The sequence below is a fragment of the Billgrantia aerodenitrificans genome (genome assembly GCF_021404405.1).
Taxonomy (GTDB): domain Bacteria; phylum Pseudomonadota; class Gammaproteobacteria; order Pseudomonadales; family Halomonadaceae; genus Halomonas; species Halomonas aerodenitrificans.
Window position 1 is genome coordinate 262,404 of sequence record NZ_JABFTV010000008.1, and the last position, 24,501, is coordinate 286,904.

A 24,501-nucleotide genomic window follows, 5' to 3' on the forward strand; every position below is an offset into this window, starting at 1 on the left:
GCTAACGCGCAAGCTCAGATACGCGGATCCGTTAGGTGAAGCACTTGGTTAGGCAGTTGTCATTTGCCTCTACGGCTATGGCTGCCCATGTCCTTCTCTTGAATATCCCGCTAGCCCCAAGGAGCTCTTTATTCCAAAGTACTGATTTTCAATATTTTTTGGAGATCTTCTGTGAGATCATCTACCCCAGGAGCGGCCAGCAAGTCGACTGTCGCTCGGAAGCGCCACTTTGGCAAGCTATTGTTGTGCTGTACCAGCGAGGCGACCTTCTTAAAAACATGTATGGGGATCCCATACGCCCGTTCGATCCTGTAGTCTCGCCGAAACACAACATAGACTAGATAGTCGAATTGGTGCCCATCCACCGTGGTGCTACGAATATCTGTGCGAGGTACATAGCCATCGCGCCTGGCAACCCGGCCCTTGACCTCAATCTTGAGACCATTGTTCGTTACAAGGTCGCAGCCGGCTGTGCAGTTAGCTGATCGGCGGGCGCCGAAGTGGGTTTGAACTAACAGCTCTGCGTACTGCCCGACTAGATCTGTGGCTCCAGACGAGAAACCAAGGTCCGCCATTCGCTGCTTAGCAGCTTCGGCTACCTGGAGTAGCTTTCGGGGAGAACGCAGCCTGTGAATAGCGTCGATCAGGTCACTCATAAGTTTATTTCAAATCTCCTAACGCTTGGGCTCTTCTGCCTTCACCGACAGCTCCTCGACCTCGACCTCTACCTCGACCTCATAGATCTCGGCCAGATGGCGCGCGGTACGATACAGCACCGCCTTGCCACTCTCCGCCCGCTTGATGGAAGCGATGGAGACACACAAGCGCCGATCAAAACAGTACTCGGCCAGCGCCTCCTGACTCAGGCCCAGCCGCTTGCGGTGCTGCTTCAAGCGCTCACGATCCAGCCGCAAGCGCCCGTCTTGGAGGATGATCACTGTATAGTTACCCTTGTCGCTAGTTACTGCTACTTCTAGTACAGCGCAGGCCATTACTCTGGTGAGGGTCCAAAAAACGCTCTAGCCATCTCGGCAAATCGTGGTAGCTGACCAAACTCGCTGCTGATGCGCTTGCGTAGCTCCCATTCTTCAGACGTACCAAAATGGCATAGTTTCACTTCGAAAGAAACTACACCAGTACTGCTACAGGTAGCGCTCAGGAAAACTCTCCTTCTATCGAGGACCAAGCTTCAGCACTTCGCCATGGTCGAGATTGCTTAGCTAGAAATTCAAAAAGATCAGCCAGGCCATACGCATCCGTATATGCCCATACTTCCCGTGCCGCGCTTATCTGGCGAGAGCGCAGCTCAACATCAAAGTAATCACCGCGATGGCCGAGAAAAACAAGCTCGGTATCAGACTCTGTAGACCGGATGGAAAACACACTTACTCTCCCGAAGGGAATTCATCAAAACACATCGTTCCTGGAGCATAGCGCTGTCGTTCCGCTGCACGCATACTGACAAATACTTTCGCACCCAAGGGCGAGCCAAGTGGTACGAGGTCTTGGGAGAAATGAAGCAGAATCGGGACGACTATCTGGTCACCTACAACACGAAACGGCCGCATCAGGGCCGCAACATGAAGGGGGCGATGCCCTATGCCGTCTTCAAGAAAAGGACTCCCCAAAGCAACGAAGAAGGAACCCAGGAAAACGGCAGAGAACACTGCTTAACTATAGGGAGCCCACGGGGGCATGTGTCAGGCGAATACCATCACTGTACAAATTATTATAAAATAAATAAAACTTAAAAATATAACAACAACTAACACACCCCCTTAACCAGTTCAATTTTATTTATTAAATCTTCAAAATTTTTGAAATCTTCTAGTTCATTACGATTTAGCAAAAAGGTCTCAAAATCCCTTTTCCTTGAGCTATCAAATTCTCGTATAATTACACCATTTGATAAAGAAATGGTTTTCACAAAACCATCAAACAAACATTCATCAAACATATTCTCAATACCCTTTTGTATAAGCTCATTTTTTTTGTTTCTTTTTAGTACATACGAATATGTATTATTACTATCTATAAGCTGATACTCAACATCGCAATCCCAAACGAATAACACTTTATTATCATGAGGAACCTTTGACAGGAATTCATATAAGGTCTTAAGCTGATTTTTACCGGAAAGATGCTCAATTCCCGCAACTACATTGATACCGTCACACCCCAATAGCTCACAAGCCTTTTTGATAAATTTTGTATTATATCCTTCAGTTATAATGGTGACTTCAGCGCGAGCCAATTCATCAAATATTTTCAGCCCCTGGTCTAACGTAGCGAAACCTTCTGTTAGTATACTTAGCGCGCTCTGCTTAGTCTTTTTCTCAAGCTTAACCTCCTCACCTTTACTCATAACATAAACACTACCTTCCGGTGATAAAGCAACCATGGATGGTGAGTGGGTCACAATAATAATTTTTGTTCCAAAAGAAACCAAATTCTCAATTATAACATTCAAGAATGTTTTAATCATCGAAGGATGAAGAGAAGCATCTACCTCATCAAACAATATTAAATCTGGCAAATTATTATCTAACCTCATCCTATAAATTAAACCCACCAGCGCCATTAATATACGCTCACCCGATGAGAGGTCAGCATGCGCAATGGCAAGACCTGCATTATTCTTGCTTATTAATGAATATTTATAACTATCATCGCGAGACAACCCTTCAGGAGAATTAACTCGATAGCAAACAGAATCAAAGTCTTCCAAGATTTCATTTATCAATAACCAAGGTTTTCTTCCGTAGAGGCTCTCAAATTCCTCTTCATTTAATATCTTCACTTCTGAGGATGTTACATTTTTGCTTGCTAAATACTCCATGTATTTGTTATGGTCGTATTTGACGTAGTAGTCCCAAAATGTCTTTGCTAGCTCGCTAGGCAGTAAATAGTTGGAGAAAGAATAAGGAATAAACAAGCGCTTGAACTCCGAATCACTAACTTCATGAATTGAGTATGGTATCTTGCAAGCCAAGCGCAACAGCGACTGTCCATATGAAGTATGAGTGTATTTTTCAGGTATCTTTATTGTTAAATTTGACAAACTCTTTTTATAAGAGCTGATCACATCCATGTAATTCTCAAATAGCGTATTATCAGATATATCTTCTCTTGTGAGTTCCGTGAAGCCTTTTTCACAACTATGACAAATATTTTTTATTTTCTCATAATCGATGAGAGCCTCAACATTTTTTTTAGCGCTAGCCTTGCGTTGAGAAAAACTTCTTAATAAGTGAGTATATTCTTCCTCTAATGTTTTAGAGCTTGCGGCCTTTTCGTTTGTTAGCGCGAATGAAGAATTATTAAAAAAAATTATTTTATTCTTTTCTATCCCTTCTACAGAAATAGAACCATTTAAAATAGCCTGTAAAAAATGGCTTTTTCCAGCGCCATTTAAACCAGTAATAATAGAAATATCGTTTAATGCAGCGCTGCTGAAATTCCTTAAGGACTTGTACTCTTTCTTCACTTCTATTTTCACTTTTAATATCCCATATATATTACATGGCACGCTTATCAAACGTAAAAATAACGAATTGATTTCTAGAATTCAACTTCACTCTTAAACAACTATAATGTCGATAAAAATAACATAACCTCGAGATTTTGTATCGAGCCTGCAGTTCTCGCATAGGAAAGGAAATAATTGAAATTTAGACCATTAGGCACGCTACCGCCCCTGCTGGCAGAATGGATGATAATGAGCATCATCCTTAGTGCGGCAGTCCCTGTGTACGTCTTGGTTACTTAGCCGTCTACTGCGGCTTTTTACTTACCGTAACCAAGCGAAACGTTTAGGGCAATGCCAACGAAAGCATGAGGCGGCGATAGCGCCACTTCTTTTGATCTGAGTCGGGACATAAAAAAACCGGAGGCTGGTTGCTCAGCCTCCGGAGTCAGTTTTGAAACCCACCAGGTCCGCGTTACTGCCGCGGACCTGTCGTTCAGCGGTGCAGGTCGAAGCGATCGTTCTCCATGACCTTGACCCACCCTTTCACGAAGCGGTCGATCATGCGCTCTTCACCGCCGTTGGCGGCGTACTCCTCGGCGATGGCGCGTAGCTGGGAGTTGGAGCCGTACACGAGGTCGACGCGGGTGGCGGTCCACTTCTTCTCGCCCGTCTTGCGGTGGCGGCCTTCGAAGCGCTCTTCGCTCTCGTCGAGGGGCTCCCACACGGTGCCCATGTCGATGAGGTTGACGAAGAAGTCGTTGGTCAGCTGGCCGGGGCGGTCGGTGAGGATACCGTCGTCATTGTCACCCACGTTGACGCCGATGGCCCGCATGCCGCCGAGCAGCGCGGTCATCTGCGGTACGCTGAGGTTGAGCATGAAGGCGCGGTCCACCATCAGGTGCTCGGCCGGGATGGAGGTCGCCTGGGGCTGCATGTAGTTGCGGAAGGCGTCGTGCCTCGGCTCCAGGTAGGCGATGGTATCCACCTCGGTCATTTCCTGGGTGGCGTCGGTGCGGCCCGGGGTGAACGGCACGGTGACGTTGTGCCCGGCCGCCTTGGCCGCCATTTCGACCCCGACGCTACCGCCCAGCACGATCATGTCCGCCAGGGAGATGTTGGCGTCCGAGGCGTTCTTGATCTGCTCGAGCTTGTCGATCACCTCGAACACGCCGGAGCGCTTGTTGATGTCCCAACCGGTTTGCGGTTCGAGCCGGATACGCGCGCCGTTGGCGCCGCCGCGGTGGTCGGTCTGGCGGTAGGTGCAGGCCGAGGCCCAGGCGGTGCTCACCAGTTGCTTGGCGGTGAGGCCGGAGTCGGCGATCTGCTGCTTGAGGGTGGCGATCTGCTGGTCGTTGACCAGCGGCCCCTGATGATCGGGTACCGGGTCCTGCCAGATGAGCTCTTCGTCGGGCACCTGCGGGCCGAGATAGCGGGCGCGCGGGCCCATGTCGCGATGCAGCAGCTTGTACCAGGCGCGGGCGAACTCGTCGGCGAGCTTGTCCGGGTTCTGGTGGAAGTCCTTGGCGATCTCGAGGTAGGTGGGATCGGTGATCATCGCCATGTCGGCGGTGTTCATCACCGGCGGGTTCTTCTTGCCTTCCACGTGGGCGTCGGGTACCCAGTAGCCCTCCTTGACCTCGACCGGCTCCCACTGGTTGGCGCCGGCGGGCGATTTCTTCACTTCCCACTGGTGGGCGAAGATGGTGTTGAGGTAGGAGTTGTCCCACTTGGTCGGGGTCGGGGTCCAGGCGCCTTCGAGGCCGGAGGTCACGGTGTACTCGCCGAGGCCGGTCTCATTGGTGTTGGCCCAGCCGAAGCCCTGCTGGTGGATCTTCGAGCCCTCCGGCGCTTCGCCCACGGCATCCGGCGAGCCGTTGCCGTGCATCTTGCCGAAGGTGTGGCCGCCCACCGTCAGCGCGACGGTCTCGCGGTCGTTCATGCCCATGCGGGCGAAGGTCTCGCGTACGTCCTGGGCGGACTTCATGGCGTCCGGCACGCCGTTGGGGCCTTCCGGGTTGACGTAGATGAGGCCCATCTGCACCGCGGCGAGGGGGTTGTCGAGTACGCGGCTGCCGTCTTCCCAGCTGCCGGTGTAACGCTCGTCCTTGGTGGCCAGCCACTCGGTCTCGGGGCCCCAGTAGATGTCGTCTTCGGGTGCCCAGATGTCGGCGCGCCCGTAGCCGAAGCCGAAGGTGCGAAAACCCATCGTCTCCAGCGCCCGGTTGCCGGCGAGCACCAGCAGATCGGCCCAGGAGATTTTCTCGCCGTACTTCTGCTTGATCGGCCACAGCAGGCGGCGCGCCTTGTCCAGGTTGCCGTTGTCGGGCCAGCTGTTGAGCGGGGCGAAGCGCTGCGCGCCGGTACCGCCGCCGCCGCGACCGTCCACCGCACGATAGGTGCCGGCGGCGTGCCACGACATGCGAATGAAGAACGGGCCGTAGTGGCCCCAGTCGGCGGGCCACCAGTCTTGCGAGTCGGTCATCAGAGCATCGAGGTCGGCGCAAAGCTCATCGACATCGAGCTGCGAGAACGCCTCGGCGTAGCTGAAGTCGGCACCGAACGGGCTGGCGTCGGGGTGCTTCTGATGAAGGATGTTGAGGTTGAGCTGGTCGGGCCACCAGTGCTCGTTGCCCTGCAGACGGGACGTGGTGCGCGCCCCATACTCCCGGCGTGTAGGCTTTTGATCGGACACGGTCTTCTCCTCGACTGAATGGGGACCTACAGAACAGTTGGGCTGACGATTTATATCGCCTCGATTCAGCACCCTCTGACCGAGCCAGAAGGCAGTGAGGCGTCCTGTAAGCCGTCCATTACAGTGAAGGAGTGAAGGTCTAAACCGTCAAGGAGATGGGAGGCTTTCGGCTCGATAGGTGTAGGCTATGGGGCTACTCAGTGAAGCCGCATGCCGCTTCGACGACCGCCGAGAGATGCTGCGCCCACAGCCGGTAACCGGCGGTTGTAGCTGCTCCTACGCTCTCTCCTACGCTCTCTCCTACGCTCCCCCCTCCTACGCCTCCCTCCTCTATCCTCCCAGCTGCTACGCCCTCTCTTCATTTCCAAAGGGGGTTCTGACCGATGGTCGGGCAGTGCACCGTTGGCGCTTATCAGCTATTGCGAATCAAGAACAAGCAGGCTCTGGCTGAGGCCGTTAGATGCACCACATCACAAGGATTGGGCAATACAGGAGTTCCCAATGATCCCTTTGCATCGCTTTATCGCCACTTCCTCCCTCGGTCTGGGCGCCCTCGGCCTAGGCGCCCTTGGCGCGGCTACGGCGCTACCTACCCAACAGGCTCATGCCGGTACCTTCGTTCACCTGTTCGAATGGAAATGGACCGACGTGGCACAGGAGTGTGAGAATTTTCTCGCGCCGAAGGGCTTCAGCGCCGTTCAGGTGTCGCCACCACAGGAACACATACAAGGCGACACCTGGTGGACCCGGTATCAGCCAGTGAGCTACCAATTGCACAGCCGCAGTGGCGATGCCAACGAGTTCGCCGACATGGTGCAGCGCTGCAACGCCGTCGGCGTGGATATCTACGTGGACGCGGTAATCAACCACATGGCCGCCGCCGGGGACGGTACCAGTACCGCCGGCTCATCTTATGACTCCGGCTCCCTCGACTATCCCGATTACAGCAGCAATGACTTTCACCCCCACTGCGACATCGAGCCCGAAGACTACCGCAACGATGCCTGGCGGGTGCGGCATTGTCGGCTGGTGGGCCTGCCCGACCTGAACACCTCGGACGATTACGTACAAAGCACTCTTTCCGGCTACCTGAACCACCTGACCTCCCTGGGGGTGAAAGGCATACGCGTCGATGCGGCCAAGCACATGGCGCCGTCCGACATCAGCGGTATTCTCTCGCGGGTGAACTATCCCCTCTACGTCTTCCAGGAGGTGATCGACCTGGGCGGTGAGGCGGTGAGCGCCGACGAGTACACCGGCATTTCCGACGTCACGGAGTTTCGCTACAGCGCCTCGATCGGCGATGTCTTCAAGAACCAGCGCCTTGCCAACCTGAGCAATTTCGGCGAGGCCTGGGGATTCCTCTCCAGCCAAAATGCGGTGGTGTTCACCGATAACCACGACAATCAGCGCGGCCACGGCGCTGGCGGCGACAATATACTGACCTATCAGGACGGCAGCCTATACAACCTCGCCAATGTATTCATGCTGGCCTGGCCCTATGGTTATCCGAAGGTGATGTCGAGCTTCAGTTTCACCGACAGCGAGCACGGGCCGCCTGCCCAGCCCGTTTATCAGAACGGCAGCGCCCAGTGCGGTGGCGCCTGGGTTTGTGAGCACCGCTGGAGCTCCATCGCCAATATGGTCGAGTTCCGCACCGTCACCGCTGGCACCGAGGTAACCGGCTGGTGGGACAACGGTAATAACCAGATTGCCTTCAACCGGGGCAGCGAGGGCTTTGTCGCCATCAACCGGGAAGGCGGCTCCCTCTCACGCACCTTCGATACCACGCTTCCGGATGGTGATTACCGCAACATCGCCGGAGACGGCAGCTGCGTCAGCGTGCAGGGTGGCCAGGTCGCGCTGAACGTTCCCTCGATGGTGGCCGCGGCGCTGCATGTGGGTGCGCTCTGCAATGGTGACGGTAACGGCAATGACGATCCGCCCAGCGATGAGAACGTAAGCGTCACTTTTACCTGTGCGAACGGCACCACGGAACTTGGCCAGAGTGTCTATGTGACCGGCAGCAACCAGGCACTAGGCAACTGGTCGCCCGCCGAGGCACTCAAGCTCGAGCCGGTGAACTACCCGACCTGGAGCGGCACCTTCAACATGCCGGAGAATGCCAATATCGAATGGAAGTGCATCAAGCGCAGCGAGACCGAGCCTGAGAGCATGCTGGAGTGGCAGCCCGGGAACAACAACCTGCTTGAAACCGGGCAAACCGGCTCTACGGTGAGCACTTCAGGAAGCTTCTGATTATATGGCTCAGGCCATCATGACGTCGTGTACTGCCGGGCCGTTTTCCGGCAGTACCGAATTGCACCGGAAGCTCGAAGCCACCGTGACCTCCCCCCTGGCTTAGCTCCGCTCTTCAGCGTGCACGCAGCCCCAGCACTGCCCGCTGCGGTTGGGGAAGCGCAGGAAAGCGCCCCATGGGCGGCACCGCTGCGAAGACGACAGGTACTGAGCCGCAACGCTCGCGCACTGCCGAGACCAGCTCGAGCAGCTCCCACGCCGGCGGCCGTTGATTCGCCGATCAGTAGGAGTTTGAGCGGTGGAGAAGTGAGAGTGGGAGATGCTCCCGACACCAGCCCGGTGCAGGGACCGCTCGCCTCCGGCAAGCGCGGGATGGTGCGCCGTAGCCGTCGCCCCTGGAACATGAGAATCGGACCGAGCACCAGGCTCAGATTCGTTGCACTGCGCAGCGCCGGCTCACCCATCGCCCTACTCCGGATAAGTTACCTAGGCGGCAACCAGTCGCTTGACCTTGAGCTCATTGCGATGCTGCTCGGCATGCCAGAGTTCGTATTGCGCCTGCTGGTTCAGCCAGCTTTCTGCCGAAGTATCAAACGCGATAGACAGCCGTATTGCCATTTCCGGGCTAATACCAGCCTTACCGTTCAACACAGCGCTCAGGGTCTTTCGACTCACGCCCAATCCTTCTGCGGCCGCCGTTACAGACAAGCCAAGAGGCTCGAGGCAAAGCTCGCGCAATACTTCACCAGGGTGGGGGGGATTGTGCATCAGCATGGCGGGTACCTCAGTGGCATCTCCATCTTCGAACCGAAACTGAATAATAAACGACCCTGTTGAAAGCATGCTACGCAGGGCTCTGCTCTCGCCCTATATCGCCCAGCATGCCCTCCAGCTCACTCTCGCTGACGCCGAGCATCTGCAGGATGTTGCGCTGGGCGGCATTGAGGATGTGCTGGCGTTCCTGCTCGCCGGGCAGGCTCTTGGCGATGGCCACGGCGCCTACCAGCGAGGCGAGAATGGCGCGGGACTTGTCGGCGATGACCTCGCGGTCGGCTTCGAAGGGCAGTTTCTTCAGGCGGCTCAAGGCGATGAGCCGGGTTTCCAGCATCTTCTTCATGCTCAGGTAGGAGGCTTCGAATAGCGTGCGGACCTCGGCGTTCTCGTTGCCGATCTCGTTGAACAGCACGGTTTCCGGCCCCGGCTTGTGCTTGCGCTCCAGCTCCTGGAGATTCCAGCAGTTGGCCACCAGCTCGGTCAGGTGCTTCACTGAGAGCGGCCCCTTGACCAGCCTGGCCGCGCGGCTGCTCTCGAGGGTTTCCCGCACCGAGGCGTGGTAGAGCGCTTCCTTCGAGGCGAAGTGGGCGTAGAAAGCGCCGTGGGTCATCTTGGCCAGCTTCATGATCTGGGCGATGGAGACCTTCTCGAAGCCCTTGCGGCTGAACAGCTCGATGGCCGACTTGAGAATACGCTCGCGCGATTTGGCCTTGTGGTTCGTCGAGTAGGGCATGGCAACTCACACTCCCACGGTGAATATTATGTTGATCATATCAACCTGACTGTTAGCGTGGCACAACCCCAAGCTGTTCAGGAAATTACCATGCAATCACCGCTCGTCATCACCGGCATGGGCATGATCAGTCCCCTTGGTTGCGGCGTCAAGGCAGGCTGGGAGCGCCTTCTCGCCGGCCGTTCCGGCATCTCTCCGATCACCCGCATCGATACCGGCGAGCTGCCGGTCAAGGTGGCAGGCGCGGTACCCGGCATCGAGGACGACCCTGAGGCCGGCCTCGATCCGGACCGTGTGCTGGATGCCAAGGAGCGTCGCAAGCTGGAGCTGTTCAGCCTCTATGCCATGGCCGCCGCCGAAGAGGCGCTGACCCAGGCCAATTGGTTCCCCGAAAGCGATGAGGACCGGCTGGCCACCGCCACCATCATCGGCTCTGGCATCGGCGGCTTCCCTACCATCACACAGGCGCAGAACACCCTGACGACCCGTGGCCACCGCCGGCTCTCCCCTTTCACCGTGCCGGCTTTCCTGGCCAATCTGGCGGCAGGTAACGTCTCGATTCGCTATGGCCTGCGCGGACCGCTTGGCTGCCCGGTCACGGCCTGTGCCGCCGGCGTGCAGGCCATCGGCGACGGCATGCGCATGATCCGCAGCGGCGAGGCCGAGGTGGCCCTGGTGGGCGGCGCCGAGGCCTGTATCGACCCGCTGTCGCTGGCCAGCTTCCACGCCATGAAGGCGCTCTCCACCGAGCAGGACGATCCCGGCAAGGCGTCACGCCCCTTCGACCAGGGCCGCAACGGCTTCGTGATGGGAGAAGGCGCAGGGCTGCTGGTGATCGAAACCCTGGCCCATGCCGAGGCGCGCGGGGCAACGCCGCTGGCCATTCTCAGCGGCTACGGTACCAGCGCCGATGCTCACCACATCACCGCCGGCCCGGAAGACGGCGGTGGCGCCGCAGCGGCCATTCGGGCCGCGCTACGAATGGCGGGGCTCGCTCCCTCAGATATCGATCACATCAACGCCCACGCCACTTCGACCCCGGTCGGCGATCGGGCCGAGATCGCTGCCCTACGCAACGCCTTCGGCGACGCCCTGGGTGGCATTCCGATCTCCGCCACCAAGTCCTCGACCGGGCATCTGCTGGGTGCCGCCGGCGGCGTGGAGAGCATCTTCTCTGCCTTGGCAGCCATGCACGACCGCCTGCCCCCGACCCTGAATCTGGAGAACCGCGACGAGGATCTGCACGATCTGGATATCGTCGGTGAGGCGCGGGAGCACGCCACTCAGCACGTGCTGTGCAACGGGTTCGGCTTCGGTGGGGTGAATGCCGCGCTGATCGTGAGCAAGGTGTAGGTGGGAAGTGTGCCGGTAGCAAACGCTACCGGCACATGAGCGAGGCGCCTGTTCAGTGCGCCAGCATTTCCTGCACGATACCTTCGGCATCCAGCTGTGACGGATAGTAGGTGGGCCAGTTGGTGAGCTCTTCCAGCAGCGCTTCCCGATCGTCTCCCCAATACAGGTGGAAGTGGTGGGCATCGGTCGGGAAAATGGCGTGGTCGCTGAACTGGATGTATTGCGGCATGTCCTCGTCGCCTTCTTCGCGCTCGAAGATGAACCTGACGCCTCGGTTCCCGGCGTCGTACGTCAGGATTTCATACCCGTCATAGACATACTGACCGGTCCTCTCCTGGTCGTCCTCGTAGAAGGTGACGGAATCGCCTTCGATGACGATACGATCGACGTCCGTCCGGTAGCCCGTCTCATAGTATTGCTTGTACTCCTCGGCGGTTCTCTCGTCGCTTTGCTCTGCCTTGTGAGCAAACACTTCATCGAGAGTGCCATCCTGCAGGTAGGGGTAGACGGACTGCCAGTCTCCTTCCCAATCGGAAAGGGACCGATCCTCGATCTGACTGTCTTCGAAATAGCCCGCGTAGATGTCCTCGTCGTGGCTATGGTCGTGATCGTGGCCGTTGTCATGGTCGTGACCGTTGTCATGGTCGTGATCGTGACCGTTGTCATGGTCGTGATCGTGCTCGTGCTCGTGACTATGATCGTGATTGCCGGCACTCTCTTCGGCAGAGGCGGAATCTCCGCTCTGTGCGATGGCCAGCGGCGTCCCTGCCACAATCAGAAGGCTGACGGCTACGGCGCTCATCTGTTTGGGTAATGTCAGTTCCATTGGTACACACTCCTTCCATTTCTTGGCTCGGGTTTCATCATCCAGACGAATGGCAAAATGCTATGCTATAACGTTGCTTTCACAGTCAAGCACACTTCAGTAACTGAGACTACCTCTCGATGCGGGTGTAGCCGGTAGATCTCACTAGTGGCGATGGCCGTGGCCGCGGTGGTGGACATACCGCCGAACCTGTTCGTCATCGAGCACCGTGAGCATGACCAGGTGGTATTCGAGGTGAACCGCTCGTAGCTGCCCCCAGCGCCGAGCCGTCTGCTCGGTGAGGCGCTCGATCTCCTCGAGCGTTGCTTGGCGCTCGGCAAACAGCCGGTCGAGTTCACGCTCGCTTTCGATCACTTGCTCGCCAAGCTCACTGGCACGTTCACGCATGCGCTCAAAGGCTTGTTCGGTGCGCTCCCGCTGCTCTTCTGTCAGGTTCAGTTCGTCGGCCAGCTCCAGCACGTGCATGGGACCTGGGTAGCCGTTCAACTCCGCTGGCAGGGCCAGCTCCATCCCCCTGCCCTGCTGGAGCCCTTCCACGTCGCTGGCGGAGAGCGCCTTGATCTCGCGTGAATGGAACCCGGCGTAAGAGCCGTGCCCTGTCGCTTCCCCCTGGGCCGCCCCGGTGGTCAGAACTAACAGTACAAAAGCCAACAGGCGTGTCATTGGAATGCCCTCTCTCGGTTTCGGTTGCACCTAGAGTGGGGTGGGCAGCATCATTTGGGTATGAGCGAGATCATATCCAGTCCGTTGCTGGGCATCTGCTGGGTGCCGCCGACGGCTTGGAGAGCCTGAATCTGGAGAACCGCGACGAGGATCTGCACGATCTGGATATCGTCTCCGGTGAGGCGCGGGAGCATGCTACTCAGCATGTGCTGTGCAACGGCTTCGGTGGGGTGAATGCCGCGCTGATCGTGAGCAAGGTGTAGGGCAAACGAAGCACGCGGGACCAGGTCGTTTTCGCATGAGCCCGCTTAATGTTCATGCGAGACCAGGGCTTTGCTGAACAGGATAAGCAACCTCGACCAAGCCCGCTGTGCTTCGGATTTTCGTAAGCCGCGGTATCGGGTGAGCACCAACCATGTTTGGTGCCAGCGTAGACTTCGATCTCGGCCGCCAGCCTAACTTTGTTATAGGCTTGGCGCAGCACGCTCTTCACCTCCGGCTCCTTCCTATCGTCATCCGCAGCGATGGCAATAAGTGCGCTTGCCTCTGTTTGGGGAATCAGTCGATGCGGGCTACTTGACTCTTGCGTCACCAGCCCACGGCCATGGAAGGAGGCTACGGCAGCGACGCGACCCTGTACGGTGGCCGCTGTTCGCATGGCCATTGCTCCGCCGATGCAATAACCAACCGTACCGAGCTTACGCTTAGGGTCTACTGATTCCTGTCGGGAGAGATATTCGGCAAAGGCAACAGCGTCGTCTGTGGTCATTCTCGGCGTGATCGCATTAACAAGGCCCAGCACTTTTTCGCGCCCTAGCGGCTCATCGAAGCTGCTTGCATCCACACCAATTGGTGCGGCCTTCTGCCGGTAGTGGGGATTTACTACCAATACCGAGTAGCCGGATTGCGCCAGACGCTTACTGATCGTGCGGAATGCCGGACGCAAGCTCAGTGCATCGGGCCAGAGGATGACACCAGGCCAGGCGCCGCTCCTCGGATGGACGAAGTAGGCATCAGCCATACCGTCGAGTGTCTCGATCTTGACCTCACTTTCGCTCACGTCGAAAGCATGCGCCGTGACCGTGAGCCCCGTTCGGCGATGTTGTGAGTACTCCGTCTCATCGACGACTCGAGTTCCGACACTTCCCATTGCGCCAAAAACGGTGATATGCATATCAATAAATCCTTGGAGTACGGATTGAGGTTGGGGCACTTGGCTCGATCGTGCGGCTGGCAGACAAGCGCCGGGACTTTGCTCTGACATCGCGGCGTAGCAGTAATGCAATCGCCAGGACAACTAGGGTTGATCCCGGTAGCCAGTGCCAAGTGAGGCTACTGGGATCGGTAATAAAGAGCACCAGCATCGAGACGAAGGGTGGAACGTAGGCATATGTCGTTACCACGGCAGGTGTCAGGACGGTAACAGCACGTTGCATGAGCCAGAAGGTAGCCGCAGTAGAAACTAATCCCAGATAGGCCAATAGCAAGAGGTCCCACCATTCCAAGTATGCCAATGCCTTCGGACTCTCCTCAATGAGCCCCACAGCGCCGATCAGGACAGCGCCCACGACAAGGCTCCAGAACGAGCGCACTCCCTCCTTCGGGGAAAGCCAATGGTGTGACAGGCCCCACTTGCTCAACACAGAGTAGAAGGCAAAGCCCACACATCCAGACATGAACACCACTTCGGTAATGCCCATATGCATGCTGGTAAGCTGACCGCCGCTTTCCGCCCAAGCCAAACCCAAGGCACCGCATGCTCCAAGCGCCAAGATGCCAAGATGCCAAGATGCCAAGATGCCAAGATGCCAAGATGCCAAGATGCCAAGATGCCAAGCAAGGGTGCGCTCGCGCGCTCGACACGAAAAGCAAGCCCAAAGCAGTAGGTCAGGAATGGAACACTGACGCAGAGTACCGCCATAGAGAGAGCGCTCATGCGGTGTGCGGCCCAGAACATGGAGCCGAAGAAGGCAGCTTGGCTAAGCCCCAGAAGGCTGTAAATCACAAGGGCGGGCAGCCCTGGTAGCCCTTCTGGTTCTCGCCAGAACAGAGGAAGCATAGCAATAGCTGCAATAGCAAAGCGCAACGCCGTGAGAAGGAGGGGCGGCAGACCTTCTCCCATCATTCCGACCACGGTGAAGGAGAGTCCCAGGATTACGGCCCGGAGGAGCATGCCCATGTGGGCATGTAAGAAATCGTGGTCCATGCATTGCCTCGCATAGGGTTTAGCGGCGCTTTGCGTACCGCAGCATCAACACCGTATCTATTTACCGGCTTCCTGTGCCGGCACAGCAGTGACGATAATTCATTGCCACTGATGCTTTAATATGCGATTTAGTAGATGGACTGTTCACTGAGAGTAAATAATCATGGATCGACTAATGGCATTGAATGTATTCCGCCACGTCGTTGAGCTCAGTAGCTTCGTCGCGGCCTCCCGGCGCCTGCAACTGTCGCCTGCCGCTGTGAGCAAGAACATTGGTGAGCTCGAGGCTCATCTCGGCGTGCGATTGCTCAACCGAACAACACGACGCCTGAGCCTTACCGAAGCGGGTAAGCTATATTACGAACAGATCTCGCTAGTGCTGGATGACCTGGATGCGGCTGACAGTTCGCTGGGGCTCCACCAGCATGTACCAAAAGGCGTCCTGCGCATCAGCGCGCCCACTACGCTGACGCTTCTAACGACGCTGTCGCAGGCGATGCCGAAATTCCTCGACCGGTATCCAAAGCTTTCGCTTGACCTTCGAATGGACGACCGACGGGTCAATATCGTTCAGGAAGGCTTCGATCTCGCTATACGCGCCGTCGACACCCTTGAGGATTCGAGCCTTGTCGCCAGGAAGTTAATGACAACGCCTCACGTGGTTTGCGCATCGCCTGATTATCTCGTACGCCATGGCACCCCAGAGAAGCCAAGCGACCTTCTTCATCATAAATGCGTACAGTTCACTTTATCAGGACATCCCGATGAGTGGGCGTTTTGGCGCGGGGATCAATCCGTTCGGGTGCCTATCGATAGTCGCTATAAGGTATCGTCCAGCCTAGCCGTTCGTGATGCACTCTGCAGCGGTTTCGGCCTTAGCCTGATACCTTGGATCTATGTTAAGAAGAATATTGAAAATGGCCAGCTGCGTACCGTTCTTGAGGGCTGGACTACTGTCGAACTATCGGTCTATGCCGTCTACCCTTCGAGGCGCCACGTCATGCCTAAAGTTAGAGCTTTCGTGGATTTTCTCATTGAAGAGTTAACACCATAAATTTTTACGCAGCGACAGGCCTCTCGAAGCTCATTCGGGCACGTTCGACCTCGTCACGGACGACGCAGCCAATTGCGTGGTCGTTAATCAGCCCCATGGCCTGCATGAAGGCGTAAACCGTTGTCGGACCAACGAACTTCCAGCCTTGCTTCTTGAGTGCCTTCGACAGGGCAATCGACTCCGCCGATGTCGATGCACTTTGTGGCTCGATGCCTTGGTGTGGTGCCGGCTCATAGCGCCAGAAGAAGGCCGCAAGAGAGCCTTCCCGCTCGACGAGCTCCATGGCACAACGAGCATTGTTGATGACAGCTTCGATCTTCCCACGGTGCCGCACGATTCCCGGATCGCCTAGCAAGCGCTCGACGTCGTGATGGGTAAACTGTGCGATGCGTATAAAGTCGAAACCGCAGAAAGCAGCGCGAAAGTTCTCTCGCTTCGCGAGTATCGTGCGCCAGCTCAAACCTGACTGAAACCCCTCGAGGCACAGCTTTTCGAACAAGCGCCGATCATCACTGACCGGGAAACCCCATTCAGTGTCGTGATAGGCAAGAAACTCAGGGGCAGCGCCGCACCAGCGGCAACGCTGGCGACCATCGGGGCCAGAGATCAGATTTGTCATTTTGTCGTCCTGAGTGAAGCCGGCCGGAATGCTAGGAGAGCAAAAATGCTAGCCGCTCATCCGTCTTCGAGGGGGCCACTTCGATGATTTCCGCGCTCACGATACCTTCTGCCACGAACGGATCCTCGCTGACACGCTGCTGAAGCTCATCCAGAGAAGCGTTATGCGCCAAGATGGCTCCTCCAAGCTGCGGCTTGATAGAGCCAGAGACGAGAAACACTCCCTCATCGAAGCCTCGCTCGAGCCACTGTTTATGCCCTTCCATGAAGCGGCCTGCCTCGCTCTTGTTGCTGGCAAAGCGGAGAAGTACCAATTGCATGATTAGCCCTCTTTTTGTGATTGTTCGGCGCGCAGGCGCGGAGACACGCCTGTACAGGTATCTAGCCAGTCGAGCAACTGCCCAACCTCGACATCGACGAAGTTCTCGTCTTGGTAGGCATTCGCCACGAGGGCGATCCCCTGGCTGCGCGCCAGCAGGTGCATTGCGAGAACATCGGCGTCGGATTCATGGCCCATGGCAGCGAACTGCTTGCGTAGCCAGGTCCGGAACAAGGTCATGACCTCGTTCGCAGCATCGCGCTGGAGATGCTCCAGCTTCGCGAGCTCGGCGCAGAGCGTGCCGACCGGGCAGCCATGGCGCATGATCTTGCCCCGGTTACCGATCAAGATTCGAATGAAGCTGCGGATGCGCTCCTCGGGCTCGCTACTATTGGCCCTCCACTGTTCGAGCATATTGCGCGTGTTAGCAAGTCGCCGCTTGATCACGGCTTCCAGGATTTCGTCTTTCGTCTTGAAGTGGTAATAGAAATTACCTCGGGATATGCCAACTGCCCCCGCTATGTCCGCAAAGGTGGTCTGCTCGAAGCCTTGCCGATAAAAAAGATCATCCGCCGAGCTGACAATCGACTCACGGGTCGAGTTTGCCTGCATCGAACCTCCTCCTGCCTAGCTGCTTCGAACCGGATAGGACGCTTGTCCTAACGACAGCCAAAGCGTAGGACGTACGTCCTACACCGTCAAGGTGAAGCGAGGCGATGCGCAGGTGCTAGTGGCCGTGACCTACCCGTTGCTGTGGCCGCCACCACCGTGGCCGCTGTGGCGGACATACCGCCGAACCTGTTCGTCATCGAGCGCCGTGAGCAGCTGCCCCCTGGGCCGCCCCGGTGGTGAGAACTAACAGCACAAAAGCCCGCAGAAGTGTCATTGGAATGCCCTCTCTCGGTTTCGGTTGCACCTAGGGTGGGCCCGGCAGCATCATTTGGGTATGAGCGAGATCACATCCAGTCCGTTACCGGGCATCGCCTCGACCCTGGAGACGCTAGCCGGCCGCCCTGGCCATCGGCGGCGGCTTGCCGCCGGGGAGATGCTGTTCCACGCCGGGGAGCCTGTCGCCTCGGTGTATGTGGTCCTGTCCGGTCTGATACGGATGGTGCGGATGAACCAGACCGGAGCGGAAGTGACCGTCGACCGGGCCGGCCCCGCCCGCTGGTTGGCCGAGGCTTCGTTGTTCGCAGCGCGCTACCATTGCAATGCGATGGCCGACACCGAGGCTTGTCTGCTCAGCTTCCCCAAGGCAGCCGTGGTCGAAGGCATGCAACGGCAACCGGCGCTGGCGACCGAGCTCATGATCGATTTGGCCCGGCGGCTGCATGAGGCGCGCTTGCGCATCGAGATTCTCAATATATCCAGCGCCCAGGACCGCCTGCTCGCCTATCTGCAGGCTCACGCCAGCGGAGAGAACGAGGAGTTTACGCTGTCGGGTAGCTGGAAGGCCCTGGCCGGAGAGATCGGGCTGACGCACGAATCGGTCTATCGCGCGCTGGCGCAGCTTGAGCGTGAGGGAAGGGTCCGGCGCGATGGCCGGCAAGTCTGGTTAGCGCCACCGTAGGGTTGCGTGGCTTCGCTCTACCCCTCTTACCGTTTCATCACACCGCAACGGTACGACTCCCCCGCGCCGTTTAGCCAAAATAAAGCGGAAAGCTAAAACACCGTGTACGCGTAGTTGCTATTTGGAATGTACCTAATCAAAGTTGATTCCTCGAAATAGTCCAGGCCAGCGGCTTCGAACCTACTCATGACCATATCCCTAAGTTCAGACTTGGACTTTTTCCGATGAACTCCCAGCACCCAAAAGGACCTAACATCAAGAGATGATGATTTAATTTTCGCGATCTTCTCTATATCTTTCATCATATTAGAAAAGCAAACCGCAGCTTCCGGGTGCTGCTTTACCTCTAACGCTGCGTAGGCGTCCTGCCGCCATCCCTTTTTCCTTATTATAAAATCTGGGCGACAAAAAATTTTTTCCTTCTCTCTTCTTCTATCAAACTCAACCGGCCATTCTCGCCACCATTCAGGTAAGGATTCGTGTTGACTAAGATAGTAGGAAAACTCTATCTGGAACCACACCTCCCATCCGGTAATATTACTTTCTTCAATAATACGAAGCGACTTACCAACTTTTCTCTGCTTAAAAAAACCTTCCAGCAGGTCTGCAATATAATCAAAGTCTCTTTTCACTTCCCCTCCGGGTTCCCTGGGCAGTCTGCAGCGGGTAATATTTCTTCACAAGAATGTAACACACAGTAACGAGACGGACAATTCTAAAGGTAATGAATCAGTATGAGGGGGTAACATAGCGACAGGAATAACACTCACCACAAATTCACTTCAGCCGTTCAAGCCGCCCCTTGCGTTTGACGATGTTTCGGTAATCCCACTGGATGTCTCGGGCTTTACCAAGCCAGCGCTCGAGGTCTTTCACATTGACTTGCTCGACGGCGGTGTAGCGGGCTTCCGCGGCCTTGAAGCTGCCCTCTTTCTGCAAGCCTTCCTCTTCGAAGGACTGGCCGCTCCAGAACAGCAGCCGCACACAGTGCTTGAGCTTCTTGTAGCCGACTATTGGGTTGTCATCGAGGAACCATACGGGATGGGCGTGCCATACCTTGCTCTCGGCCTCGGGCAGGTGGCGCTCGATGGTCTCGGCCAGGAGGTCGCAGATGGCTTTGTCGCTGGGCTCCTGCCGTTGGTTGTAGTCGTGGATGTCAGGATGCATCGCGCCCCCTCCTTTGGCTGATGCAGCGCTCGTAGCGAATGGATAGCTTCTCGCAGATTTCCTCCAGACACTCTTCGAAAACCGGCTCCATATCACTGTAGGCAAATGCGAGTTGGTTCATGATCTCCATACACAATAAGCCGTACAAGCGGATCCAGCACCATAGGAAGACATGGACCGCTTCAGGCGGCAATAGCCCATCAATAGCTTCGGAGTAATCTTGGAGTTGCCTTAGCAGAGAAGGATCCAGCTCATCCAACGCCGGGACGGCGAACGGCTTGGTCTCCCACACTTCCACCAATTGATCCAAGAACGTCTTACCGAACGCCACCCCCGCTTGGTGCCTGGAGGACTCCGGGTTGCGTATATCGACCGCCGGCACCGGGCTGGCAAACACCCAGCCGAACTCGGCAGGGTGCCTAACGGCCCAGGTACGCATGGCACGTGCCATCGCTATCAGGCGTTGCCCCGGTGTGCCGGATGTCGCCGCTCCCGCGGCCTTCATGGCAGCGGTCAGCTCCTCGTAGAATTCGGCAGTGAGTGCGCTCACCAAGTCATCGTGACTCTCATAGTAGCGGTACACCGCCGGTCCGCTCATGCCCACTTCTCGGGCGATGGCGTTGATGGTTACCGCAGCCGTGCCTTTATAAATCAATAGATTGCGCGCCGCCTCGCGTATCTCTGCCAAGGTAGCCTGCCTCAACCTCTCGCGTCTGCTCACCTGCGTCGCCATTTGAATGCTCCCTTCATGCCAATCTGCTTGACATGTTACAGCTATTATTGTCAGTTATACCCTCTAACTAAACTGACGAGAGCCATGAACATGACGTCATCACAGCACCGGCCTCTGCCTTCGCAGCGGGCATCTCGCAATCCATTGGCACGACTACTGGCCAAGCACTTCTCTCACGGCGTGGTCACCGAGGTGGAAGACGTTACCCCCTCGATGCGCCGGATTCGCATAGCATCCGAAGCGCTGGGTGAGCTCTCGTACATCCCGGGCCAACACGTTCGGATCGAGATTAACGATCCGCTTTCCCTTTATGGGATCTTGCGCCCTGCCGAGACGCTGCGCACCTACACGATCTGGCACTATTCCCGCGAGGACCAATACATCGACCTATGTGTCCATCTCTACCGTGGTGATGGCATTGGCGTGGAATGGGCGAAACGTACTAGCCCCGGAGAAACCGTGACTTTCTGGGGGCCGCAGGGTGACTTCGTACCGCAGGCGGCCGACTACCATTTGTTCATTGGCGAAGAAACGGCTACGGTCGCCTTCGCAGCGATGATCGCCGCCATGCCCGCCGAAGCTCGGCTCTATGGCGTACTCGAAAGCGCCAACGCGGGAGAGGAGTTGCCGCTGCCTGACAGTGGGGCGTTGCTTAGAGTGCACCGAAACGGGGGTTCACCCGTAGCATCTACCACCCTGTTGGTAGCACTAGCGGAACTGGATCTCCCGGGCCAGCCTGGCTTCGCCTACATTGCCGGTGAAGCACGCACTTGCCAGCTGGCCCGACATCACCTGATCGAGGAGCGCGGCTGGCCCCGGGATGCGATCAGGACGAAGCCCTTCTGGGCACTGGGCAAGCGAGGCTTACATTAATGCGCCACATCTGCTCTTTCATCGAACCGGACAGCGGCTCCGCAAATCGATCTCATCACCCCTCATATGTCGAGACGATCATCCATTTGCCTGAGCTTGATGCGTGCCTTGATCCTGCTGAGGGCAACGGGCGTAACCCGGACGTAGCCTGCTATGTCCCGATCCGTCACTCGCTCGGCGATATGCGGGTATTCTTCGATGAAACGCTGATAGCGTTCCTCCGCAGAGAGTGTGAGCAGGTCGCGCTCACGCGCTTCCTTGCGAAAACCGTAGAGCTCGAAACCTTTCCGCAGGGCACGCTGCCACTGTGGGTGCTTGTCGCCTAGCTGATCCAGCAGGTGGTATGGCAGCGATTCGACCGAGGCCGAACAAGCGGCAACGGCGCTGAAGCTGGTAACGCCACCGGGTGATAGCCCGGCAATACTGGCAAAGAACCTACCTTCGGCAGCAAATGCCTTGACCCAGGCATCGCCGTCGTAGGTTTCGTAGACCATCTTGATGACGCCGCTTTTCACGAAATAGACGACTGGATGGGCAACTCCCACCAGGAATAAGCACTCACCAGATGCCAGTGTCTTACGCCGTAGCGCAGACTCAACAAGGTGCCAGTCCGGTAGCGAATCGCCCGCCAGCCGCTCGAGAATTTCCTTTGCCGCGCTCACTATCCTTCACCGCTCATTAACCTAGGTTAACGCTGACCGTACATCACCAAGGGATGCTGCCGCCAATATCCCCCTTAGGAGACTCATCATGCGTTGGCTCATCCTGCCGCCCAGTGCGCTACTTTTCACCGCTGTCATCATGGTTCTGCTGGATCTTTACGCTCCACTCGTGCGCCTATGGGAGACGCCGTACCGCTGGGGTGGCATTGCGGTGCTGCTCGTTGGTCTCGGCATCGCCCAGTGGCATGCACACCTGTTCCGTCGGTTGGAAACCAACATCGACACCTTCGGTGAACCCGGTTCGCTGACCCGGCAAGGCCTTTTCGCGGTAACGCGCAATCCCATGTATCTCGGCTTCGTCATCGCTCTGACGGGCCTTGCCATCTGCCTTGGCTCAGCAGCCCCTTTCCTGGCAGCGCTCTGCTTCGCCCTGCTGGTCAACTTCTGGTACATCCCGGTCGAGGAGCGCAACATGCAGCAAAAGTTCGGCCAAGCCTACCTCGATTACAAGGCAGCGGTGCGCCGCTGGCTCTAGGCTTGCCGGCCTCAACCGAGCTGAGCGGGCCTGTCACTCCCCAACGATACGGTCCCGCCCGCTCTGCTTGGCCTGATAGAGCCTCCGGTCCGCCTGTTCGATCAGGCTGGCCGGGATCCCCCCTTCCGCTGGGGTAGCGGTTGCCACGCCCATGCTGACGGTGACGAGGTGTGAGACGTCGGAAGCGCGATGAGGTATGGCTGCATCACAAAGGGCGGCTCGACAGCGCTCTGCCACCTGACAGGCGGCCTCAAGGTCCGTTTCCGGCAATACGAGAGCGAACTCTTCGCCACCGAAGCGTGCCAGCAAGTCGCGAGGTCGTGCGGCCGAGGTACTGACGATGTGCGCCACCCGGCGCAGGCAATCGTCACCGGCGAGATGGCCGTAGTAGTCGTTGTAGAGTTTGAAGCAGTCGATATCGAGCATGATGAACGAGAGGGCTTGGCCGGCGCGCTTGGCGCTGGCCCACTCCGATTCCAGTACGGAATCGAGCAGGCGCCGGTTGGCGACACCGGTGAGGCCATCCTGATACGAGAGCTCCTCGAGTTCCCGTTGCAGCCGCATCAGCTTCTCTTCGCTCTTCTTGCGCTCGCTGATGTCGAACATGAAGCCGACCAGCGCTTCCGCTTCGCCGGCTTCGTTGCGTAGCACGTGCACGACGTCACGTATCCACACGTAGCTGCCGTCGGTCTTCAGGGCACGGTAGTCCGCCTCGTGATCGATGCCATTCCTGGACTGTTCGATACAGAAGCTGACCACCCGCTCACGATCCTCCGAGTGCATGCGCTCGACCCAGTCGTCGACGGTGACCCAACTGCACGGCGACCAGCCCAGCAGCCGCTCGATCTGCGGCCCGATGTAGGAGAAGCGCATGGTCTGGAGGTCGATTCTCCAGGGGATGGCCTGGGTAGACTCCAGCAGTGTTTTGTAGACAGCGGTATCTACGCTCAACGGCGCGGCATCGTCACTCATAGTGCGTGGGCTCCACTAGGCTGCTATGCGCGTCCGTGCCGGATCGAACCTACTTATAACCCAGTCTGCCACAGAGTGGCCGGAACCAGGCGAAAAATGCCATTAATGGAGCCGATAGTTTTAGCTATTGGTGAAGCTGGGGCCGACGGATATCAGTTCGCTCTTGCTGCGCTTCTCCTGAGTACCAGATGGGTCACCTTTTCCGTCGCCACGCGCTCGGTACAGCGATAGCCGAGCGCGCGCATATCGAGGCCGGCGAACAGGTGCTCCCCAGCGCCGAGCAGTATTGGGGTGACGGCAAGGTGAAGCTCATCGACGAGCTGTGCACGCAGGTACTGTTGCACGGTCGCCACACCGCCGCCGAGGCGCACGTCCCTGTCGCCTGCGGCTTCGCGGGCGCGCTCCAGGGCCGCATGAATGCCTTCGGTGACGAAGTAGAACGTGGTGCCGTCCGGCATCTCGACGGGATCGCGAGGGTGATGGGTCAATACGAAAACCGGCATGTTAAACGGCGGGTTGTCTCCCCACCATCCTTGCCAGCTTTCATCCGGCCAGGGGCCACGCACGGGGCCGAACATGTTGCGGCCCATGATCCAAGCGCCGACATTCTCGAAGCCGCGGGCCACGAAATTGTCGTCGGGGCCGGTTTCTCCTCCCTCCTGGCCCAGCACCCTTTGCTGAAAGGTCGCAGTAGCAAACTGCCAGTCCTGATTCTCCAGGCCGTTGATGCCCATCGGATTTTCCAGGCTCTGCTCGGGGCCGGCGGCAAAGCCGTCCAGCGAGATACTGAAGCAGGAAACGCGTAGCTGACTCATCGTGACCTCCTGAACGGATGCATCGCATGGTCAGTAGTCGAACGGTCCGCATGGGATTCGACATCCTACCGGCCAGCCCGCCTCCCTCTAGGCTTTGTCCGAAAAGTCTGCTCGCAGACAACGGTCTATGCACGCCAGACATACCATGGCCCTGAAGCTACTGGCCAACTTGTCGTACCGTGTGCAGACCCGGCGTAGCTCTTTCACC

General features: G+C 57.3%; 27 protein-coding genes and 1 pseudogene. 6 read left to right on the forward strand and 22 right to left on the reverse strand.

Annotated features, from left to right (window positions below; all coding sequences use genetic code 11):
* Positions 1–128: 128 nt before the first annotated feature.
* From HOP59_RS16425 to katG, 5 genes and pseudogenes are all read right to left on the reverse strand, one after another.
* The gene (locus tag HOP59_RS16425; RefSeq protein ID WP_234254668.1) at positions 129–656 is read right to left on the reverse strand and encodes a DUF6998 domain-containing protein; all 528 of its coding nucleotides are present in this window, start codon (positions 654–656) and stop codon (positions 129–131) included.
* Between the two features lie 18 nt (positions 657–674).
* Positions 675–938, reverse strand: a complete 264-nt coding sequence (locus HOP59_RS16430) for a helix-turn-helix domain-containing protein (protein WP_234254669.1) — start codon at positions 936–938, stop codon at positions 675–677.
* A gap of 53 nt (positions 939–991) precedes the next feature.
* Positions 992–1,383, reverse strand: a pseudogene (locus HOP59_RS23700) (DUF6228 family protein).
* A gap of 382 nt (positions 1,384–1,765) precedes the next feature.
* Positions 1,766–3,499, reverse strand: coding sequence for an AAA family ATPase (locus tag HOP59_RS16435; protein WP_234245793.1), 1,734 nt, complete (start codon positions 3,497–3,499; stop codon positions 1,766–1,768).
* Between the two features lie 463 nt (positions 3,500–3,962).
* Positions 3,963–6,161, reverse strand: a complete 2,199-nt coding sequence (katG, locus tag HOP59_RS16440; RefSeq protein ID WP_234254670.1) for a catalase/peroxidase HPI — start codon at positions 6,159–6,161, stop codon at positions 3,963–3,965.
* 501 nt (positions 6,162–6,662) lie between these two features.
* On the opposite strand from katG, the gene HOP59_RS16445 reads away from it, so the two are divergent.
* Positions 6,663–8,420: a carbohydrate-binding module family 20 domain-containing protein gene (locus HOP59_RS16445; protein WP_234254672.1), complete on the forward strand. Its 1,758-nt coding sequence runs from the start codon at positions 6,663–6,665 to the stop codon at positions 8,418–8,420.
* A gap of 486 nt (positions 8,421–8,906) precedes the next feature.
* Here HOP59_RS16445 and HOP59_RS16450 read toward each other — a convergent pair whose 3' ends face one another.
* A complete protein-coding gene (locus tag HOP59_RS16450) occupies positions 8,907–9,194 on the reverse strand; it encodes a HigA family addiction module antitoxin (RefSeq protein WP_026038096.1) in 288 nt (95 codons plus the stop codon).
* Between the two features lie 70 nt (positions 9,195–9,264).
* The gene (locus HOP59_RS16455; protein ID WP_234254673.1) at positions 9,265–9,927 is read right to left on the reverse strand and encodes a TetR/AcrR family transcriptional regulator; all 663 of its coding nucleotides are present in this window, start codon (positions 9,925–9,927) and stop codon (positions 9,265–9,267) included.
* A 90-nt stretch (positions 9,928–10,017) separates the two neighbouring features.
* Between HOP59_RS16455 and fabF the strand changes: the two genes are divergently transcribed.
* The gene (fabF, locus tag HOP59_RS16460) at positions 10,018–11,280 is read left to right on the forward strand and encodes a beta-ketoacyl-ACP synthase II (protein ID WP_234254675.1); all 1,263 of its coding nucleotides are present in this window, start codon (positions 10,018–10,020) and stop codon (positions 11,278–11,280) included.
* Positions 11,281–11,332: 52 nt separating this feature from the next.
* Here the strand turns inward: fabF and HOP59_RS16465 are convergent, their stop codons facing one another.
* The 6 genes from HOP59_RS16465 to HOP59_RS16490 form a co-directional block, all read right to left on the reverse strand.
* Positions 11,333–12,106: a ZinT family metal-binding protein gene (locus HOP59_RS16465; RefSeq protein ID WP_234254677.1), complete on the reverse strand. Its 774-nt coding sequence runs from the start codon at positions 12,104–12,106 to the stop codon at positions 11,333–11,335.
* A gap of 144 nt (positions 12,107–12,250) precedes the next feature.
* Complete coding sequence (locus tag HOP59_RS16470) at positions 12,251–12,769, reverse strand: Spy/CpxP family protein refolding chaperone (protein WP_234254679.1); 519 nt, start codon at positions 12,767–12,769, stop codon at positions 12,251–12,253.
* A gap of 50 nt (positions 12,770–12,819) precedes the next feature.
* The gene (locus HOP59_RS16475; protein ID WP_234254680.1) at positions 12,820–12,963 is read right to left on the reverse strand and encodes a hypothetical protein; all 144 of its coding nucleotides are present in this window, start codon (positions 12,961–12,963) and stop codon (positions 12,820–12,822) included.
* 5 nt (positions 12,964–12,968) lie between these two features.
* Complete coding sequence (locus tag HOP59_RS16480) at positions 12,969–13,943, reverse strand: dienelactone hydrolase family protein (protein ID WP_234254682.1); 975 nt, start codon at positions 13,941–13,943, stop codon at positions 12,969–12,971.
* A 1-nt stretch (position 13,944) separates the two neighbouring features.
* The gene (locus tag HOP59_RS16485; protein WP_234254683.1) at positions 13,945–14,469 is read right to left on the reverse strand and encodes an EamA family transporter; all 525 of its coding nucleotides are present in this window, start codon (positions 14,467–14,469) and stop codon (positions 13,945–13,947) included.
* Positions 14,406–14,975, reverse strand: coding sequence for an EamA family transporter (locus HOP59_RS16490; protein ID WP_338073345.1), 570 nt, complete (start codon positions 14,973–14,975; stop codon positions 14,406–14,408). The genes HOP59_RS16485 and HOP59_RS16490 overlap by 64 nt, the downstream gene beginning before the upstream one ends.
* A 163-nt stretch (positions 14,976–15,138) precedes the next feature.
* Here HOP59_RS16490 and HOP59_RS16495 point away from each other — a divergent pair, with 163 nt between their 5' ends.
* Positions 15,139–16,029 (forward strand): LysR family transcriptional regulator, encoded by an 891-nt coding sequence (locus tag HOP59_RS16495; protein ID WP_234254684.1) that lies wholly within the window; start codon positions 15,139–15,141, stop codon positions 16,027–16,029.
* Positions 16,030–16,033: 4 nt separating this feature from the next.
* Here HOP59_RS16495 and HOP59_RS16500 read toward each other — a convergent pair whose 3' ends face one another.
* Genes HOP59_RS16500 through HOP59_RS16510 form a run of 3 tightly spaced genes read right to left on the reverse strand, consistent with a single transcriptional unit; the run spans position 16,034 to position 17,578 of the window.
* Positions 16,034–16,648, reverse strand: a complete 615-nt coding sequence (locus tag HOP59_RS16500) for a DNA-3-methyladenine glycosylase I (protein WP_234254685.1) — start codon at positions 16,646–16,648, stop codon at positions 16,034–16,036.
* A 31-nt stretch (positions 16,649–16,679) separates the two neighbouring features.
* Positions 16,680–16,967, reverse strand: coding sequence for a YciI family protein (locus HOP59_RS16505; RefSeq protein WP_234254686.1), 288 nt, complete (start codon positions 16,965–16,967; stop codon positions 16,680–16,682).
* A 2-nt stretch (positions 16,968–16,969) separates the two neighbouring features.
* Positions 16,970–17,578 (reverse strand): TetR/AcrR family transcriptional regulator, encoded by a 609-nt coding sequence (locus tag HOP59_RS16510; protein ID WP_234254687.1) that lies wholly within the window; start codon positions 17,576–17,578, stop codon positions 16,970–16,972.
* 334 nt (positions 17,579–17,912) lie between these two features.
* On the opposite strand from HOP59_RS16510, the gene HOP59_RS16515 reads away from it, so the two are divergent.
* Positions 17,913–18,536, forward strand: coding sequence for a Crp/Fnr family transcriptional regulator (locus HOP59_RS16515; protein ID WP_234254688.1), 624 nt, complete (start codon positions 17,913–17,915; stop codon positions 18,534–18,536).
* Positions 18,537–18,628: 92 nt separating this feature from the next.
* Here HOP59_RS16515 and HOP59_RS16520 read toward each other — a convergent pair whose 3' ends face one another.
* The 3 genes from HOP59_RS16520 to HOP59_RS16530 form a co-directional block, all read right to left on the reverse strand.
* Positions 18,629–19,168 carry a hypothetical protein gene (locus tag HOP59_RS16520; RefSeq protein WP_234254689.1) on the reverse strand — a complete coding sequence of 180 codons (540 nt, stop codon included), beginning with the start codon at positions 19,166–19,168 and terminating at the stop codon, positions 18,629–18,631.
* A 145-nt stretch (positions 19,169–19,313) separates the two neighbouring features.
* A complete protein-coding gene (locus tag HOP59_RS16525) occupies positions 19,314–19,703 on the reverse strand; it encodes a DUF1801 domain-containing protein (protein ID WP_234254690.1) in 390 nt (129 codons plus the stop codon).
* Positions 19,693–20,436 (reverse strand): TetR/AcrR family transcriptional regulator, encoded by a 744-nt coding sequence (locus tag HOP59_RS16530; RefSeq protein WP_010628157.1) that lies wholly within the window; start codon positions 20,434–20,436, stop codon positions 19,693–19,695. The genes HOP59_RS16525 and HOP59_RS16530 overlap by 11 nt, the downstream gene beginning before the upstream one ends.
* 84 nt (positions 20,437–20,520) lie before the next feature.
* Between HOP59_RS16530 and HOP59_RS16535 the strand changes: the two genes are divergently transcribed.
* On the forward strand, positions 20,521–21,309 hold the full coding sequence (locus HOP59_RS16535) for a siderophore-interacting protein (RefSeq protein ID WP_202949085.1): 789 nt from the start codon (positions 20,521–20,523) through the stop codon (positions 21,307–21,309).
* Positions 21,310–21,371: 62 nt separating this feature from the next.
* Here the strand turns inward: HOP59_RS16535 and HOP59_RS16540 are convergent, their stop codons facing one another.
* On the reverse strand, positions 21,372–21,971 hold the full coding sequence (locus HOP59_RS16540) for a Crp/Fnr family transcriptional regulator (protein ID WP_202949084.1): 600 nt from the start codon (positions 21,969–21,971) through the stop codon (positions 21,372–21,374).
* Between the two features lie 88 nt (positions 21,972–22,059).
* On the opposite strand from HOP59_RS16540, the gene HOP59_RS16545 reads away from it, so the two are divergent.
* A complete protein-coding gene (locus HOP59_RS16545) occupies positions 22,060–22,506 on the forward strand; it encodes a methyltransferase family protein (protein WP_234254691.1) in 447 nt (148 codons plus the stop codon).
* A 33-nt stretch (positions 22,507–22,539) separates the two neighbouring features.
* Here the strand turns inward: HOP59_RS16545 and HOP59_RS16550 are convergent, their stop codons facing one another.
* On the reverse strand, positions 22,540–23,478 hold the full coding sequence (locus tag HOP59_RS16550) for a sensor domain-containing diguanylate cyclase (protein ID WP_234254692.1): 939 nt from the start codon (positions 23,476–23,478) through the stop codon (positions 22,540–22,542).
* 152 nt (positions 23,479–23,630) lie between these two features.
* Positions 23,631–24,293 carry a dihydrofolate reductase family protein gene (locus HOP59_RS16555; protein WP_234254693.1) on the reverse strand — a complete coding sequence of 221 codons (663 nt, stop codon included), beginning with the start codon at positions 24,291–24,293 and terminating at the stop codon, positions 23,631–23,633.
* Between the last annotated feature and the right edge of the window lie 208 nt (positions 24,294–24,501).